This window comes from Streptomyces sp. WAC 04229, assembly GCF_003947455.1.
In the GTDB taxonomy this organism is placed as follows: domain Bacteria; phylum Actinomycetota; class Actinomycetes; order Streptomycetales; family Streptomycetaceae; genus Streptomyces.
Window position 1 is genome coordinate 1 of sequence record NZ_QHJH01000148.1, and the last position, 17,160, is coordinate 17,160.

Annotated in this window: 14 protein-coding genes; 5 read left to right on the forward strand and 9 right to left on the reverse strand. The window is 73.6% G+C overall.

What is annotated here, in order from left to right:
* Positions 1-272: 272 nt before the first annotated feature.
* The 8 genes from DMH12_RS28670 to DMH12_RS28710 form a co-directional block, all read right to left on the reverse strand.
* On the reverse strand, positions 273-1,370 hold the full coding sequence (locus DMH12_RS28670; protein ID WP_125494347.1) for a Zn-dependent alcohol dehydrogenase: 1,098 nt from the start codon (positions 1,368-1,370) through the stop codon (positions 273-275).
* 22 nt (positions 1,371-1,392) lie between these two features.
* Positions 1,393-2,781 carry an aldehyde dehydrogenase family protein gene (locus DMH12_RS28675; protein ID WP_125494348.1) on the reverse strand — a complete coding sequence of 463 codons (1,389 nt, stop codon included), beginning with the start codon at positions 2,779-2,781 and terminating at the stop codon, positions 1,393-1,395.
* A gap of 121 nt (positions 2,782-2,902) precedes the next feature.
* On the reverse strand, positions 2,903-4,249 hold the full coding sequence (locus tag DMH12_RS28680; protein WP_125494349.1) for an ABC transporter ATP-binding protein: 1,347 nt from the start codon (positions 4,247-4,249) through the stop codon (positions 2,903-2,905).
* A gap of 382 nt (positions 4,250-4,631) precedes the next feature.
* The gene (locus tag DMH12_RS28690) at positions 4,632-5,885 is read right to left on the reverse strand and encodes an MFS transporter (protein ID WP_125494351.1); all 1,254 of its coding nucleotides are present in this window, start codon (positions 5,883-5,885) and stop codon (positions 4,632-4,634) included.
* A 57-nt stretch (positions 5,886-5,942) separates the two neighbouring features.
* A complete protein-coding gene (locus tag DMH12_RS28695) occupies positions 5,943-7,382 on the reverse strand; it encodes a CitMHS family transporter (protein ID WP_125494352.1) in 1,440 nt (479 codons plus the stop codon).
* Between the two features lie 140 nt (positions 7,383-7,522).
* Positions 7,523-9,790 (reverse strand): molybdopterin-dependent oxidoreductase, encoded by a 2,268-nt coding sequence (locus tag DMH12_RS28700; protein ID WP_125494353.1) that lies wholly within the window; start codon positions 9,788-9,790, stop codon positions 7,523-7,525.
* A gap of 106 nt (positions 9,791-9,896) precedes the next feature.
* Positions 9,897-10,514 (reverse strand): TetR/AcrR family transcriptional regulator, encoded by a 618-nt coding sequence (locus DMH12_RS28705; protein ID WP_125494354.1) that lies wholly within the window; start codon positions 10,512-10,514, stop codon positions 9,897-9,899.
* A 7-nt stretch (positions 10,515-10,521) separates the two neighbouring features.
* Positions 10,522-11,091, reverse strand: coding sequence for a hypothetical protein (locus tag DMH12_RS28710; RefSeq protein WP_125494355.1), 570 nt, complete (start codon positions 11,089-11,091; stop codon positions 10,522-10,524).
* A 191-nt stretch (positions 11,092-11,282) separates the two neighbouring features.
* Here DMH12_RS28710 and hmgA point away from each other — a divergent pair, with 191 nt between their 5' ends.
* Genes hmgA through DMH12_RS28725 form a run of 3 tightly spaced genes read left to right on the forward strand, consistent with a single transcriptional unit; the run spans position 11,283 to position 14,567 of the window.
* The gene (gene hmgA / locus DMH12_RS28715; RefSeq protein WP_125494356.1) at positions 11,283-12,608 is read left to right on the forward strand and encodes a homogentisate 1,2-dioxygenase; all 1,326 of its coding nucleotides are present in this window, start codon (positions 11,283-11,285) and stop codon (positions 12,606-12,608) included.
* Between the two features lie 26 nt (positions 12,609-12,634).
* Entirely contained in the window at positions 12,635-13,384 is a 750-nt protein-coding gene (locus DMH12_RS28720; RefSeq protein ID WP_125494357.1) for a GntR family transcriptional regulator, read from the forward strand.
* A 22-nt stretch (positions 13,385-13,406) separates the two neighbouring features.
* Positions 13,407-14,567, forward strand: a complete 1,161-nt coding sequence (locus DMH12_RS28725; RefSeq protein ID WP_125494358.1) for a type ISP restriction/modification enzyme — start codon at positions 13,407-13,409, stop codon at positions 14,565-14,567.
* Positions 14,568-14,585: 18 nt separating this feature from the next.
* Here the strand turns inward: DMH12_RS28725 and DMH12_RS28730 are convergent, their stop codons facing one another.
* Complete coding sequence (locus tag DMH12_RS28730) at positions 14,586-15,290, reverse strand: TetR/AcrR family transcriptional regulator (protein WP_125494359.1); 705 nt, start codon at positions 15,288-15,290, stop codon at positions 14,586-14,588.
* Between the two features lie 63 nt (positions 15,291-15,353).
* Here DMH12_RS28730 and DMH12_RS28735 point away from each other — a divergent pair, with 63 nt between their 5' ends.
* Together DMH12_RS28735 and DMH12_RS28740 are read left to right on the forward strand one after the other, a co-directional pair.
* Positions 15,354-16,298: an ATP-binding cassette domain-containing protein gene (locus tag DMH12_RS28735; protein WP_125494360.1), complete on the forward strand. Its 945-nt coding sequence runs from the start codon at positions 15,354-15,356 to the stop codon at positions 16,296-16,298.
* Entirely contained in the window at positions 16,295-17,113 is an 819-nt protein-coding gene (locus DMH12_RS28740) for an ABC transporter permease (RefSeq protein WP_125494361.1), read from the forward strand. Before DMH12_RS28735 ends, DMH12_RS28740 begins: the two co-directional genes overlap by 4 nt.
* The last annotated feature ends 47 nt before the right edge of the window (positions 17,114-17,160 follow it).

Consider the following 17,160-nt stretch of genomic DNA (forward strand, 5'->3'; position numbering starts at 1 on the left):
GTGAGGACCGCTACGCTCGTCGGCATGCCCCATCGTGTTCCGTTCAACGAGGCTCTGCTCGCAGGCGTGGGAACTCCCGAGCAGGCCAAGCTCCTGGACAGCAGTCCGCGGTCACGGGTGTGGCGGGGGGGGCGCGGGGGGGGGGGGGGGGGGGGGGGGCCCGGGCCCCCCCCCCCCCCGGGGGCGGCGGGGGGGCCCGGCCCCCCGCCCCCCGGGCGCGGGCGCCGGGGCGGACCCGGCGCCCTCGTGACCGCGTGGCGCGGTGCGGCGGCCTAGAACACCACCAGTGCCCGGCCGCCCTTGCCCGCCAGCATGTTCTCGAACGCCGCCGGGATGCCGTCCAGCGCGATGCGTTCCGTGACCAGGGCGCCGAGATCGAGGCGCCCGGCCCGGACGTGTTCCGCGAGGACGGGGAGGTCGCGGGCCGGGTCGGCGTTGCCGTAGACGCAGCCGGACAGGGTGCGGCCCCAGTGGAAGATCTCCAGGGCGTTGAAGGTGACCTGCTGGTCCTTGCCGCCGATGCCGACGACCGTGGTGCGCCCGCCGCGCCGGGTGGATTCCCAGGCGGTGCGGATGGTGGTCGCGCGGCCGACGCACTCGACGGCGACGTCGACGCCCTGCTTGCCGGTGAGCGCGCGGATCTCACGGGCGGTGGTGTCGGAGGCGATCAGGTAGTCGGTGGCGCCGGCCGCGCGGGCCAGGTCCTCCTTCTCCGGGGACACGTCGACGGCGACGATCTTCGACGCGCCCGCGATCCGGGCCGACTGGAGGGCGGCGAGGCCCACTCCCCCGGCGCCGAAGACCGCGACGGTCTCGCCCTCGCGGACCCTCGCCGAGTGGTGGACGGCGCCGTAGCCGGTGAGGACGGCGCAGCCGAGCAGCGCCGCGTCGGTGAGCGGGATGCCGTCCGGGGCGGGCAGCACGCAGCCGGCGTCCACCACCGTCTCCTCGGCGAACGCGGCGACGTTCAGACCGGGGTGCAGGTCGGTGCCGTCGTCGGCGCGCCGGGCGTGCACGTGCGCGGCGCCGGCCAGGGCGTTCGCGCACAGCCAGACCTCGCCGAGCGCGCAGGCGTGGCAGGCGCCGCAGGACGGCGCCCAGTTGAGGACCACGGCGTCGCCGGGCGCGACGTGGGTGACGTCCTCGCCGACGGACAGGACGGTGCCGGCGCCCTCGTGGCCGAGGACCGCGGGGAGCGGCACGCGCATGGTGCCGTTGGACAGGGACAGGTCGGAGTGGCAGACCCCGGCGGCGGCGAGCCGCACCCGCACCCGGCCGGGGCCCGGTGCGGGGAGTTCGATCCCGGTGACCTCCAGCGGGGCGCCTACGGCGGGTACGACGGCGGCACGGACAGCGGAACGGACGGCCATGGCGTGGGCTACTCCCCTGGGGCTAGAACTGGAGGGACTTGGTCTGGAGGTACTCGGTGAGGCCGTGCGCGCCCAGTTCGCGGCCCACGCCCGACTGCTTGTAGCCGCCGAAGGGCGCCAGCGGGTTGAACCGGCCGCCGTTGATGTCGACCTGGCCGGTCTCCATCCGCCGTGCGAAGGCGACCGCCTCGGCCTCGTCCCCGGCCCAGACGGCACCGGCCAGGCCGTACACCGTGCCGTTGGCGATCCGCAGGGCGTCCTCCTCGTCCTCGTAGCGCAGGACGGACAGGACGGGGCCGAAGATCTCCTCCTGGGCGACCGTCATGTCCTCGGTGACGTCGGCGAGGACCGTCGGGGAGACGTAGTACCCCTGCTCGTGCGGGGTTTCGGGGCCGCCCGCGACGATCCGGGCGCCCTCGGCGACGCCCTTCTCGATGTATCCGCGCACGCGCTCCTGCTGCTTGGCGTTGACGACCGGGCCGATCCGGTCGCCGTACTTGGCGGCGGCCTGGGCGGCCAGCTCCACCGCCTCGTCGTACTGGTCGCGGTGGACGAGCATGCGGGTCCAGGCGCTGCACGTCTGACCGGAGTTGGACATGACGTTGGCGACGCCGACGTTCACGGCCTTGGCCAGGTCGGCGCTGGGCAGGATGACGTTGGCGGACTTGCCGCCGAGCTCGAGGGCGACGTTCTTGACGGCGGCGCCGGCGAGGGCGCCGATCCGGCGGCCGACCGCCGTCGAGCCGGTGAAGGAGACCAGGTCGACGCCGGGGTGCTCGGCGAGGGCCTGGCCGGCGACCGGCCCGAGGCCGGTGACCAGGTTGAAGACGCCCGCGGGGAGGCCCGCCTCGTGCACCGCCTCGGCGAAGAGCTGCGCGGTGAGGGGGGTGTCCTCGGCGGGCTTGAGCACGATCGTGCAGCCGGCCGCGAGCGCCGGGGCGACCTTGGCGACGATCTGGTGCAGCGGGTAGTTCCAGGGGGTGATGGCGCCGACCACGCCGACCGGCTCGTGGTGGACGACGGAGTTGCCGACCTTCTCCTCGAAGGCGTACGTCGCCGCCAGCTCGGCGTAGGAGCCCGCGACCGCGATCGGGGCGGCGGCGTGCACGGCCTGCGAGAACTTCAGCGGGGAGCCCAGTTCGGCGGTGACCGTCTCGGCGACCTCGTCCTTGCGGGCGACCAGCACGTCCCGCAGGGCGGCCAGGCGCGCGGCGCGCTCGGCGGGCGGGGTGGCGGCCCAGCCGGGCAGGGCGGCGCGGGCCGCGCGTACGGCGGTGTCGACGTCCAGGGCGGTGCCCGCCGGGACCGTGCCGATCACCCGCTCGTCGACCGGGTTCACGACGTCGATCGTGTCCCGGCCGTCGGCGGACCGCCAGGCCCCGTCGATGTACATGCCGTCGTGTGCCTTCATGGGTTCCCTCCGGGCGGGCCTTGTCGTCCGGCCCCAAACTAGCGCCGATAGTTTTACGGCACCAGGGGCTCCCCCGATGGTGGCGCGGCTCACCCTCTCCGGGGACGCGGTCCCGGCGGGTTCACTCCTCCAGGTCCGGCAGCCGCGCGGGGGCCGGACAGATCCGGTCGCCGTGCTGGTCGAAGACGAACAGGTGGGCGAGGTCGACGAGCAGCGGGACCTGCATGCCGTGGCGCAGGTCGATGTCGGGCGTGGTGCGGACGATCAGGTCGCCGGGGAGGCGGCCGTCGGGAGCGGTGACGGCGGGGCTCGGCCCCCGCGGTTCGTCCTCTTCGTCCATGACCACCACCGGCCCGGCGCGCAGGTTTCCCGCCCGTTCCCTCAGCCGGTCGAGGACGGTGCCGTCGCGGCGGCGGCGCCGGACGGGCCGGGTGGCGGGCCGCGGGGCCTCCAGGTCGGGGACGACGGCGGACCGTGACCCGGTGTCGAGGTGGACGAGGATCTCGTGGCCCTGGAACTCGACGTGCTCCACCAGGCCGGTGAGCAGCACCTCGCCGGGGCGGGCGGAGGCGGGCTTCGCGATCCGGACCGCCTCCGAGCGCAGGCCCACGATCACCTCCCTGCCCTGCTGGACCCGGAGCAACTGGTGGTCCAGGCAGAGCGGTTCGGGCAGGCGCAGGAACTGCTTGCCCAGGCTGATCGTCATCGCGCCGTCCAGCGGGGCGCGCACGACCCCGCGCAACAGGTTGATGCGCGGGGTGCCGATGAAGGCGGCGACGAAGACGTTGCGGGGCAGGGCGTACACCGCGCGCGGGGTGTCCACCTGCTGGAGCACGCCGCCGCGCAGGACCGCGACCCGGTCGCCGAGGGACATGGCCTCGGACTGGTCGTGGGTGACGTAGATCGTGGTGACGCCCAGTTCCCGGGTCAGCCGGGTGATCTCGGCGCGCAGGTGGTTGCGGAGCTTGGCGTCCAGGTTGGACAGCGGCTCGTCCATCAGGAAGGCGGTGGGGTGGCGGGCGATGGCCCGGCCCATGGCGACGCGCTGGCGTTCGCCGCCGGAGAGCTGGGCGGGCAGGCGGTCGAGGAGGTCCTCGATGCCCAGCATGCGGGCGGTGGCGTCCACGCGGGGCCCGGGGTCGGACTGGGGGTCCTCGACGCGCAGCGGGAAGCCGATGTTCCCACGGGTCGTCATGTTGGGGTACAGCGCGAAGTTCTGGAAGACCATCGCCATCCGCCGCTCGGCGGGGAGCAGGTCGTTGGCGTACGCGCCGTCCAGCAGCACCTCGCCCTCGGTGACCTCCTCCAGGCCGGCGATCATGCGCAGCACGGTCGACTTGCCGCAGCCGGAGGGGCCGAGCAGGACGAGGAACTCGCCCGGCGCGATGTCCAGCGACAGCCGGTCCACCACGCGGACGCCTCGCGCGAAGGTCTTGCTCACGTCGTGCAGGGAGATGGCGCGTGTCATGGAGGTGCCCCCGGGGGCTCACTGGACGCTGGTGTTCCGCGGTCGGACGCCCTCGTGCGGGTCGTACGGGGCGTGTGAGTCACGGAAGTTAACGGACAGTGCGCGGCCGGGGGAAGACGCCGGACCGGATCCCTCTCCGTCGTCCACCTGGTGAGAAAGCGGACGATCTGGTTCCGTCAGCCGTCCCCGCCGCTGTCGCCGCTGCTCCCGCTCCCGCTTCGGCGCGAACGACGGTTCGACGCACGGAGCAGTTCCCCTGCCAGCAGGGTCGCCCTGGAGACCCCCCGCGTCCAGCGCGGGCCGCCCCTGGCCGCCCACACGACGCAGACACAGCCGCCCACGGCCAGGAGGAGGACTACGGACAGAAAGATGAGGATCACGCTCATCCCTTCGCTTCCCGACACGGCCGGCCGCTGCCGGCCCGGTCCGTGTCATCCTGCCCGATCCCCGCACGCCGACGGTCGCCCGTACCCGCCGACGGGGAGCGCAGGGCGACCCCCGACGAGAGCAGGAGCAGCGCGCCGAGCATCACGAAGGGCGCGGCGACGCCCGCGACGCCCGCGATCAGTCCCGCCGCGGCGGGCGCGGCGACCTGGCCGAGGCGGTTGCCGGTCAGGCGCAGGGCGAGAGCCGTGGAACGGGCCTCGTCGGGGGCGGCCTGGACGACCGTCGTCATGGACAGCGGCTGACCGACGCCGAGGCAGAAGCCGAGCACGACCAGCATCAGCGCGAGCGCCCACACCGGCACCGGCAGCGCGACCCCGGCGCACAGCAGGGCGGCCAGCAGACAGGTCACCGTGAGCAGCACGGTGCGCCCGAGCAGCCGCAGCAGGGGCGTCAGCACGAGCCGGCAGGCGATGGTGGCCGCCGCGCGCAGGCTGAGCAGGACGCCGATCACGGCCGGGGAGATGCCGCGGTGCTCGCCGACCACCGGCAGGTAGGCGGTGAGGATGTCGGTCGCGGACAGCACCGACAGACTGATCAGGATGCCCGCCGGGACACCCCGGGCCCGCAGGATGCTGCCCACGGGGACGCGCGCGCCCCGCTCCTTGCCCGCCCCGTCGGTCCTCGGATGCTCGATGCGCCACAGGGACGTGAAGGCGACCGCCGCGCCCGCGCCCGCCACCACCAGGGCCAGCGCACTGCTGCCGGCCATGTCGGGGCCCCCGATCAGCGCGCCCGCGGCGACGGGGCCGATCAGCTGGCCGAGCGAGGCTCCGATGGTGAAGTGCCCGAAGTTGCGGTCCTGTTCGTGCGGCGCGGACTGGCGGGCGACCAGCGACTGGGCGCCGATGACGAAGCAGAGGTGGCCGAGGCCCATGACGCCGCTCCACAGGGCCATCGCCCACAGGGACCCGGCGACGCCGCTGAGCGCGCAGCCGCCGGCGATCAGCACCACGCCGACGGGCAGCAGGGGCGCACAGCGGCCGTGGTCGGTACGGCGGCCGAGCGGGACGGCGGCGAACAGCGGCAGCAGCGCGTACACACCGGCGATGACACCGACCGCCCGTTCGTCCGCGCCCAGCGCGAGGGCCCGGTAGGAGACGGCGGGCCGTGCCATCGACACCGCCCCCTGCGCGAAGCCGAAGGCGATGACGAGGCGGAGCAGCCAGCCGCGGTTCCCACCGGGCCCCATGATCGTGTCCTTCCTGTACGACTCGCCGCGCAGTCGCCGCGGACGCCGTTGCGATGATCAGATGATGCCGAACAGGATGCCCGCCGCGAGAATCACCAGGCTGGTCAGGACCGCCCACTTCACGACGAACCGCGTGTGGTCGCCGAACTCGACCTTCGCCATGCCGACCAGGACGTACACGGCCGGGACGAGCGGGCTGGACATGTGCAGCGGCTGGCCGACGATCGAGGCGCGGGCGATCTCCAGGGTCGACACGCCGTGCGCCTGCCCGGCCTCGGCGAGCACGGGCAGGACGCCGAAGTAGAAGCCGTCGTTGGACATGAAGTAGGTGAGCGGCAGGCTCAGCAGGCCGGTGACCAGGCCCATGTGCGGGCCCATTCCCTCGGGGATGGTGTCCACGAGCCAGTTGGCCATGTGGTCGACCATGCCGGTGCCGGTGAGGACACCGGTGAAGACGGCGGCGGCGAAGACCATGCCGGAGACGTTGAGCACGTTGTCGGCGTGGGCGGCGATCCGGGCCTTCTGGTCCGGGATGTGCGGGAAGTTCACGGTGAGCGCGAGCGCGGCGCCGAGCAGGAAGAGCACCGGGATCGGCAGCAGCTCCATGATCATGGCGGTGAGCAGCGCGACCGTGAGGAGCGCGTTGAACCAGTACAGCTTGGGGCGCAGGGTGGGCCGGTTCGGGTCGAGGCCCTTGAAGTCGTCGCCCGAGGCCTCCTCCGCTCCGCCGAGGCCGCCGGAGCCGGCGGAACCCTGGGAGCGGTCCGCTCCGCCACGACCGGCACCTGCCTTGGCACCCGCGCCCGCGCCCGCGCCCGCGCCGACCAGCACCGTCTCGCTCTCCGGCGCCGGTTCGCGCACCAGCGCCTCGTCCAGCGTCAGCGTGCCCACCCGGCGGCGCTCGCGCAGACCGAGCACGTAGGACAGGGCGACGACCGCGAGCAGACCGACGGCCAGGGCCGGGATCATCGGGACGAAGATGTCGGTGGCGTCGACCTTGAGCGCGGTGGCGGCGCGGGCGGTGGGGCCGCCCCAGGGCAGCGTGTTCATCACGCCGTTGGCCATCGCGGCGACGCCCGTCATCACGACCAGGCTCATCTTCAGCCGCTTGTACAGCGGATACATGGCCGAGACCGTGATCATGAAGGTGGTGGAGCCGTCGCCGTCGAGCGAGACGATCGCGGCGAGCAGTGCCGTACCGACGACGACGCGCATCGGGTCGGCCTTGCAGAACTTCAGGATGGCCCGGACGATCGGGTCGAAGAGCCCGACGTCGATCATCACCCCGAAGTAGACGATCGCGAACATGAGCATCGCCGCGGTGGGGGCGAGGCTGGACACGCCGTCGATGACGTAGTCGCCGAGGTGGGCGCCCTTGCCGACGAACACGCAGAACAGCGCGGGGATCAGCACGAGCGCCGCGATCGGCGACATCTTCTTCATCATGATCAGGACCAGGAAGGTCGCGATCATGGCGAAGCCGAGGATGGTCAGCATGTGTGAGTACCTAACGTTCGCCCTTGAACATTCCACCGGGGCAGGCGGTGCGAGCGACGTTAGGTGCCGTGAAGTCGCGTTAACAAGACGTTGACATGCGAGCAATAAGCGCAAAACTCCAGGTCAAAGCTTTGCTCAGGTCAGCGGGCGGTCACCGGGGTGAGCTTTACCGGTACGCCGTTGAGGACCGCGTTGCCGGAGAGCGGGTCGAGCAGGCTGCCGTCGAGGAGCTGGTTGACGTTGACGCCGGGCTCGGTGGCGGCGTGGGTCTGGCGGGTGCCGGGGCGGTCGTGGCCCCAGCCGTGCGGCAGGCTGACCACGCCGGGGCGGACGGTGTCGGTGACCTCGGCGGGGACGGTCACCTCTCCCCCGGGTCCCTGGACGCGCACGGGCTGCGCACCGCGTACGCCGAGCCGTCCGGCGTCGTCGGGATGGAGGTGCAGGGTGCAGCGGTTGGAGCCGCCGGTGAGGGCCGGGATGTTGTGCATCCAGCTGTTGTTGGACCTGAGGTGGCGGCGGCCGACGAGGACGAGCCCGGCGGGGCGCTCGGCCAGGGCGTGCCGCAGGCGGGGCAGGTCGCCGGCGATCGGCTCCGGCAGCAGCTCCACCTTTCCGCTGCGGGTCTTCAGCGGCTGCGGCAGGCGTGGGCGCAGCGGGCCGAGGTCGATGCCGTGCGGGTGGGCGAGCAGGCGCTCCAGGGTCAGCCCGTCGGGTCGTGCGCCGAAGCCGTCGCCGTAGGGGCCGAGGCGCAGCATCAGGTCGAGCCGTCGCTCGGGGCCGTTTTCTCCGGTGAGCCGTGCGGTCAGGTCGCCCGGGTCGCGGCCGTGCACGGGTGAGTGCGGGTCGCGGACGGACTTGCCGAGGGTCTGCTCGATCACCATGGCGTCGACGGCGGCGGGGTCGGCGCCGTGCCTGCCGCCGGCGGCCAGGGTCAGCCGGGCCAGGATCTCGGTCTCCGCCATGCGGCCGGGCTCCAGCGGGACGGCCGGGCGGGTGTAGCGGACCTGGTTGCGCACGGCGAGGGTGTTGAAGGCGAAGTCGTGGTGCGGGCTCTGCGCGGGCGGGGGCGGCGGCAGGACGACGTCGGCGTGGCGGGAGGTCTCGTTGAGGTAGGGGTCGACGCTGACCATGAAGTCGAGCGAGTCGAGCGCCTTGTCGAGCCGGTCGCCGTCGGGGGCGGACAGTACGGGGTTGGCGGCGATGGTGATCAGCGCGCGGACCGGCTCGCGGGTGGAGGTGTCGGCGTCGGTGGAGGTGTCGGCGTCGGTGGCGGTGTCGATCTCCTCCGCGAGGGCGGACAGCGGCAGTTCGCCCTTGGCCTCGGGGTGTCCGCTCACCCGGGAGCGCCAGCGGCCGAGCGTGAATCCGCGGCCGGGTCCGGCCGGGCGCGGCGCCCGGTCGGTGGCGGCCTGCGGGAAGAGGGCGCCGCCGGGCCGGTCGAGGTTGCCGGTGAGGATGTTGAGGACGTCCACGAGCCAGCTGGCGAGGGTGCCGTGCGGGACGGTGCAGCTGCCGATGCGGCCGTAGACGGCGCCGGTGCGGGCGGCGGCGAGTTCGCGGGCGAGGGCGCGTGTCACACCGGCGTCCACGTCACAGGCGGCGGCGACGGCCTCGGGGGTGAAGTCGCGTACCGCGTCGCGGACTTCGTCGACGCCGGTCACGTGCGGGGCGAGGTCGCCGAGGTCGGCCAGGTCCTCCTCGTACAGCACGTGGACCATCGCGGCGAGCAGCAGGGCGTCGGTGCCGGGCCGGATCGCCACGTGGCGGTCGGCGAGTTTCGCGGTGCGGGTGCGGCGCGGGTCGACGACGGTGAGGGTGCCGCCGCGGGCGCGCAGGGCCTTGAGCCGGCCGGGGAAGTCGGGGGCGGTGCACAGACTGCCGTTGGACTCCAGCGGGTTGGCGCCGATCAGCAGGAGGTGGTCGGTGTGGTCGAGGTCGGGCACCGGGATGGCGTTGGCGTCGCCGAAGAGCAGTCCGCTGGAGACGTGCTTGGGCATCTGGTCGACCGTGGAGGCGGTGAAGAGGCTGCGGGTGCCGAGGGCGGCGAGCAGGACGGGCGGGTAGAGGGCGCCGGCCACGGTGTGCACGTTGGGGTTGCCGAGGACGACGCCGACGGAGTGCGGTCCGTGCCGCCCGGCGACGGTGCGGACCCCGGCGGCGACCGCGTCGAAGGCCTCCTCCCAGGTGGCCTCGCGCAGTTCGCCGTCCTTGCGCACCAGGGGCGTGCGCAGCCGGTCGGGGTCGGAGTCGACGGCCCCGAAGGAGGCGCCCTTGGGGCAGATGAAGCCGTGGCTGAAGACGTCGTCGCGGTCGCCGCGGGCGGCGGTGACCTCGGTGCCGTCGATGGTGAGGGCCAGGCCGCAGGTGGCCTCGCACAGGGGGCAGATACGCAGGGCGGTGCGGGACACGGGTCCTCCCGGAGGGCGGCGTCGCTCTTGCCGCGAGCATACCGACCGGTAGGCATGTTGGGGAGCCCTCGCGCGCACGGCGCACGGCGCCGGGGCGGCCGGTGCGTCAGTCCAGGACGCGACCCAGATAGGCCCGGAGCAGCTCCCGCGCCTCCTCGATGATCTTCGCGTCCCCGTCCGGCGCGACCCGGAAGGCGAGTTGGACGAGGGTGTCGGCGGTCTCCACGGCGACGAGGAAGACGCGGCGGAGATCGTCGTCGGGGCTGCGGCCGAGGTAGCCGGAGAGCAGCTCGGTGAGCCGCTCGGCGACGCGGTGGTTGGGGACGGCGGCCCGGTCGCCGACCGGGATCTGGTTGCCGAAGTCGATCAGGGAGAAGCCGGGGGCGGTCCGCTTCATCGCCAGGTACTCGTCGAGCACCGCGTCCAGGGCGCAGCGCCAGCCGCCGTCGCCGGTCTCCGTGAGCCGTTCGGTCACGCGTTCCGCGTAGCGCTCCAGGTTGCGCTGGGCCAGCGCGTCGGCCATCTGCCGCTTGTTGCCGAAGAAGCGGTACACCGACCCGATGGGCACGTCGGCGCGCAGTGCCACGGCCCGGGTGCTCAGGGCGTCGTAGCCCACCTCGTCGAGGAGGTCGGCGCAGGCGTCGAGGATCCTGGTCAGCCGTTCGGCGCTGCGCCGCTGCACGGGGGCGCGGCGGAGCGGGGTCGCGTGGGACACGGTCCTCATGATGCCCTCACCGTGCCGTCGCGCGGGTGGGAACGGTCCGGCCCTCGATCTCCCCGGGCTCCGTCGCCTCCGTCGGCTCGGTGTCCGACGCCGTGATGTCCGCCGTGCTCTCGACGGGCTCGCCGTCGACGGCCCAGACGGTGTCGTCGTCGGCGTACAGCCGGACCGTGACCTGGTGGGTGCCGCGCGGGACCAGGTCGGCGGTGAGCCGGTACTCCGGGCCGCGCAGGCGGGTGAGGAGGTCGCCGTCGAGGAAGAGGTGGGCGACGCCGCGGCCGGGCACCGCCTCGGCCCCGGTGCCGTCCGGCGAGAACCTGAAGCCGCGGACGGTCAGGCGTACGTCCCAGCTGTCGTCGCTCTCGGGCTGCACCTCGATGCCGACCTCGGGGGCCTGTTCGGCGTCCACCTCGCGGTAGCGCCGGCCCTGCTCGTCGGTGGTGTCGAGCAGCCTGCCCGCCGGAGCGGCCGACTCCCCGGCCTCCGGTTCCCCGCCGTCTCCCGCGCCGCAGCCCGCGGACCCGGTCAACAACAGGACGCAGACCGCGAGCACGGCGAGCACTCCCCGCGTCCACGACATGACGCGAGACTAGAACACGGGTCCGACGGTCCGGATCCCCCGGGGGCCTGGTTCCGGTCATCCTTCAGGAGGACGCGCGCGCCGGACGGGGAAGAACCGGGAGGCACCGGGAAGACCCGCACGCCCTCTTGCGCGTGAGAAACCGCAATCCTACGGTGTGCCATAGGAATCGGGTTGCGAGGGAGCGATCAATGAGCGGGGACGCGCGGAAGACCGCGGAGGGGCTGGCCTATCTGTCCGGTTTCGGCAACGAGCACAGCTCGGAGGCGGTCGCGGGCGCACTGCCCGAGGGCCGGAACTCGCCGCAGCGGGCGCCGCTCGGGCTGTACGCGGAGCAGTTGAGCGGCACGGCGTTCACCGAGCCCCGTGCCCACAACCGGCGTTCGTGGCTGTACCGGATCCGCCCCTCGGCCGCCCACCCGGCGTTCACCCGCGCGGGCAACGGCGCGATCCGCACGGCGCCCTTCGTGCAGGCCGTGCCGGACCCGAACCGGCTGCGCTGGAACCCGCTGCCGGAGCCGGCGGCCGGGACGGACTTCGTCGAGGGCCTGTGGACGCTCGGCGGCAACGGCGACGCGACCCAGCGCACCGGCATGGCCGTGCACCTGTACCACGCGACCGCCTCCATGGAGCGCGTGTTCAGCGACTCCGACGGCGAGCTGCTGATCGTCCCCCAGCGCGGCGGCCTGCTGCTGCGCACCGAGTTCGGGCTGCTGCACGCCGAGCCGGGCCACGTGGCGCTGATCCCGCGCGGGGTGCGTTTCCGGGTGGAGCTGCTGGACGCCGACGCCCGCGGCTACGTCTGCGAGAACTACGGCGCCCCGTTCCAGCTGCCGGACCTCGGCCCGATCGGCGCCAACGGCCTCGCGAACGCGCGGGACTTCATGGCGCCGGTCGCCGCCTACGAGGACGACGGGGACACGCCGGGCCCGGTGGAGGTGGTCAACAAGTTCTGCGGCAACCTCTGGACGGCCGAGTACGACCACTCCCCCCTGGACGTCGTCGCCTGGCACGGCAACCACGTGCCGTACGTCTACGACCTGCGCCGCTTCAACGTCATCGGCACCATCTCGTACGATCACCCGGACCCGTCCATCTTCACGGTGCTCACCTCGCCGTCGGACACCCCCGGCCTCGCGGGCGTCGACTTCGTGGTCTTCGCGCCGCGCTGGCTGGTGGGCGAGGACACGTTCCGGCCGCCGTACTTCCACCGGAACGTGATGAGCGAGTACATGGGCCTGATCGAGGGCGCCTACGACGCGAAGGCGGAGGGCTTCGTGCCGGGCGGCGGCTCACTGCACAACATGATGTCGGCGCACGGCCCGGACCGGGAGACCTTCGACCGGGCGAGCGCCGCCGAGCTGAAGCCGCAGCGGATCGACGACGGCCTGGCGTTCATGTTCGAGACGCGGTGGCCGGTGACCCTCACCCCCCAGGCGGCCCGCGCCGAACACCTGCAAGCCCGCTACGACGACGTCTGGCAGGGCCTGGAGCGTCACTTCCGCCCCTTGCACTGAGGTTTCCCTACCGGTACGGATGGCCCGTGACCTCCTTCGCCCCGGACTCCATCGTCCTGAACCGCAAGCTTCCGCTGTGGTACCAGGTGTCGCAGTCGCTGCGCGCCTCGATACTCGGCCGCTCGCCCCGGGACCCGCTGCGGCTGCCCACCGAGGAGCAGTTGGCCGGCCACTACGGGGTGAGCGTGCTGACCATGCGGCAGGCGCTCAAGGAGCTGGAGGACGAGGGGCTGATCACCCGGCACCGCCGGCGCGGCACGTTCATCGAGCCGGACGCCCGGCGGGGCGCCCCGGTGCGGCTGCTGGGCTCGGTGGACGCGATCGTGGCGCAGCAGTCCGGCATGAAGGCCGAGCTGCTGGGCCACGGCACGGTGCCGGTGCCGCCCGAGGTCGCGGAGTACTTCCCCGAGTCTGTGGAGGTGGGGACGTACCACCGGCTGCGCTGCGACGAGACGACGGGCGAGCCCACCAACCACGCCCGCAACTACGTCCGTCCCGAGCTGGCCGCCCGCATCGACGTGGACGACCTCGCGCGGTGGCCGATGACCAAGGTGCTGCGGGACGTGGTGGGGATGGACATCAGCCGGATCACGGACACCGTGGAGGCCCGGCTCGCGGACCCGGAGACGGCCCGGCTGCTCGAAGTCCCCCTGCTCAGCCCGATCCTGCACTACACCGGCGTCACCTACGACACCGCGGGCCGGGTGCTGGACGTGGCGGTCATCCACTACCGGGGCGACCGGTTCTCCTTCACGGTCACCCTGGACGCCACATGAGGCCGCGCCCTCCCGTCGTACGATGCCGGGCGTGACGCACGACGACGCCCCGCCGCTGGCGGACCTCATGCCGTGGTCCGTCGCACCGCCACGGCTCGGCCGGGGGTGGCCGACGGCGCCCGACGCGGCGTCCCTGAAGGCCCGCTGGGACGCCCTGGTCAAGGCCGAGGGAGCCGACCGCGAGGCCCTGTTCGAGCCGACCCGCTCCCGCACCCCGCACACGGCGGTCGGGCGGCTGCCCGGCGGCGCCGGGGGCACCGAGCGGCTGGCGCGCGCCTCGGGGCCGTGCCCGGAGCCGATACGGGTGCTGCGCGCGCCCTTCGACGAGCAGTGGCTGATTCCCGACCACAGGCTGATCGACGCGGCCCGCCCGGAGCTGTGGCGGGTGGCGGACGAGCGGCAGGTGTTCGTCGCGGAGGTGCCCGGGGCCACCGGCCCGCCGCTGCTGCTCGCCTCCTCCCGGCTGCCGTTGTTCGGCCCCGCCCGGGTCCGTCCGCTGTACCGCAGGCCCGGCGGCGCCGAGCCCAACCTGGCCCCCGGCCTCCTGGACCACCTCGCCGCCCGGCTCGGGCGGCCGGTCGCGCCGCCGGACGTACTGGCCTGGTCGGTCGCGGTCGTGCGGCCCGGCGGCACCGTCCCGTTCACCGCGGACCCCGAGCTGTGGGAGCGGGGCGTCGACCTGGGGCGGCGCGCGCTGTGGCTGATGCTGCGCGACGGCGAGCGCCCCAGACTCCCCGGCGGCCGCCGCCCGTACGTCCGCGCCCCGCTGCCCGCGCGCCCGCTGACCCTGCGCTACGACCCGGACGACGAGGTGCTGCACCTGGACGAGGGCCGCGTCTCCCCCGTGCCGCCCGGTGCCTGGGAGTTCGAGGTGGGCGGGGTCCGGGTGCTGGAGCAGTGGTTCGCGGCCCGCACCGCCGAGGGCGAGCCGGGCACGCTGGCGGCTATCCGCCCGGCCACCTGGCCGCAGACCTGGACGTCCGAGCTGCTGGAGCTGATCACGGTCCTCGCCCTGCTCGCCGAAGCGCGCTCCGGGTCCGCGGAGTCGACGGTGACGGCGGAGATCACCGCGGCGGAGCTGCGCGAGGCGGGCGTGCTGCCGGTGCCCTCGGCGGCCCGCCGGCCGGCCTCCGTGCTGGACGGCCCGGAGGAAGGGCCGGAGGGACAGCTGGCGCTGCTGTAGCACCCCCGGCCCCGGTGCTCAGGAGAAGCCGTCCAGGATCCTGGCCAGCGCCCTCTCGAAGACCGCCTCCAGGTCGATCGGACCCGTGTCCTCGGCGAAGCTCGCGGCCAGCCGCGGATAGGCGCCGCTCGCGAGCTGCCCGCCCAGGTAGGCGACGCGCGTCGCGTTCTCCTGCTCCTGGGACCAGGGCAGCGACCGGGTGCGCTCCACGGTGGAGATCTCGTTGGTGACGTAGGTCGTCACGACGCCGTTCACCATCGCGACCAGCTCCATCTTGGTGCCCGGCGGCGCGTCGAAGGGGTCGAGGCAGGCCAGGCAGTGCTCCAGGTAGCGCAGGGCATTGGGGCTGAAGCCGTAGACCGGGGACATCAGGCGGGGCAGCCAGGTGTGGCGGTGCATCAGCGCGCGGGTCTGGTGGGCCACCCGGACCATGTCGGCACGCCAGTCGCCGCTCGGTTCCCACAGCTCGTGCTCGCCGCTGACCGCGTCCATCATCAGCTCGTACAGGTCCTCCTTGCGGGGGACGTAGTTGTAGAGCGACATCGTGCCGCAGCCCAGCGCGGCGGCGACGTGCCGCATCGAGACCGCGTCCAGCCCCTCGGCGTCGGCGATCCGCACCGCGGCCGCGGCGATGTCGGCACGGGTGTAGGCCGGTCTCGGCCCCCTGCCGGTGCGCTCGGGGCGCGACCAGATCACTTCGGGTACGGCCGCTCGGCCCGCCATCGTGCATCACCTCGGCCACCATCCTAGTTACGTACAGCGTACGTAGTGCGCTATGGTCACCTCATGACTACTACGTACGCTGTACTTAGTGAGGGTCTGGAGAAACGCTTCGGCGAGGTGCGCGCGCTCCGCGGCCTGGATCTCGCGGTGGCCGAGGGCACGGTGTGCGGTCTGCTCGGACCGAACGGGGCGGGCAAGACCACGGCGGTGCGGCTGCTGACGACACTGCTGCGGCCGGACGCGGGGTCGGCCCGGATCGCCGGGCACGACCTCGTCCGTGAGGCGGCCGCGGTGCGGCACCGGATCGGGGTCACGGGGCAGTACGCGTCGGTGGACGGGGACCTCACCGGGCGCCAGAACCTGCGGCTCTTCGCCCGCCTGCACCGGGTGCGGGACGCGGCGGCGCGGGCCGGTGAGCTGCTGGACCGCTTCGGTCTGACGGAGGCCGCCGACCGGCCCGCTTCCACCCTGTCCGGGGGCATGCGGCGCCGTCTCGACCTGGCGGCGTGTCTCGTCCGGCGGCCCGACGTGCTCTTCCTGGACGAGCCGACGACCGGCCTGGACCCGGCCGGCCGCAACGGGATCTGGGACGCCGTGCGCGCCCTGAAGGAGGACGGCACGACCGTGCTGCTCACCACCCAGTACCTGGAGGAGGCCGACCGCCTCGCCGACGACATCGCCCTGGTGGACCGGGGCCGGGTGGCGCACACGGGGTCGCCGGCCGAGCTCAAGGCGCTGGTGGGGGCATACGCGGAGGCCGTCGTCGCCGACGTGGACGCCATGACGCGGGCGGCGGGCGTCCTGGACCGCCTCACGGGAAACGAACCGGCGCTGGACCACGACCGGCGGACGGTCGGCGCGGTCAGCACGGACCCGACGCTGACCCTGCCCCGCCTGGTGCGCGAACTCGACGCGGCCGGGGTGCCGCTGGTGGACGCGAGCCTGCGGCCGCCGACCCTCGACGACGTCTTCCTCCGCCTGACCGACAGCAGGGAGCTGGTGGCATGAGCACGGTGACGACAAGGCCGGGCCGGCCGGGGACGTACGGCCTGGTGCACGACGGATCGGCCATGCTGGGCCGCCAGTTGCGGCGGATCCGGAACAACCCGGGCCTGCTGATCCTCACCCAGACGATGCCGATCACGATGCTGCTGTTCTTCGGCTACGTCTTCGGCAGCGCGCTGGCGATGCCGGGCGAGGAGTACCGCTCCTTCCTGCTGCCGGGCCTGCTGGTCGCGACGGCCGCGAACGGGATCATGACCGGCATGTTCCAGGCGGCCCAGGACACCCACCGGGGGGTGACGGACCGCCTGCGCACCCTGCCGGTGAGCCGGGCCGCCGTACCGCTCGGTCAGTCGGTGGCGGACATGATCGTCACGGCGGCCGGGACGGTGCCGCTGCTGCTGGTGGGTCTCGCGGTGGGGTGGCGTATCGAGGGCGGCGCGGCGGGCGCGGCCGGCGCGGTGGGGCTGTTGCTGCTGTTCCGGTTCGCGACGACGTGGATCGGGATCTTCCTGGGGCTGCTCACCCGGAATGAGGAGGCCGCCGGTCAACTGGGCGGCGCGACCTTCATCCTGCCGTTGCTCTCCAACGCCTACATCCCGACCGACGGGCTGCCCGGCTGGCTGCGCACGGTGGCCGAGTGGAATCCGATCAGCGCGGTGACGACGGCGCTGCGCGACCTGTTCGGAAACGCGCCCGTGCCGGAGGGGGCGGCGTGGCCGGTGGCGCACCCGGTGGCCGGATCGCTGGCCTGGTGCGGACTGCTGCTGGCGGTGTTCGTCCCGCTCGCCGTAGGCCGGTACGCGCGCGGCGAGCGCTGAGCGCGCGGGAGGGCGCCACCGCCGGGCGGGAGCGGCGGACCGGGGGC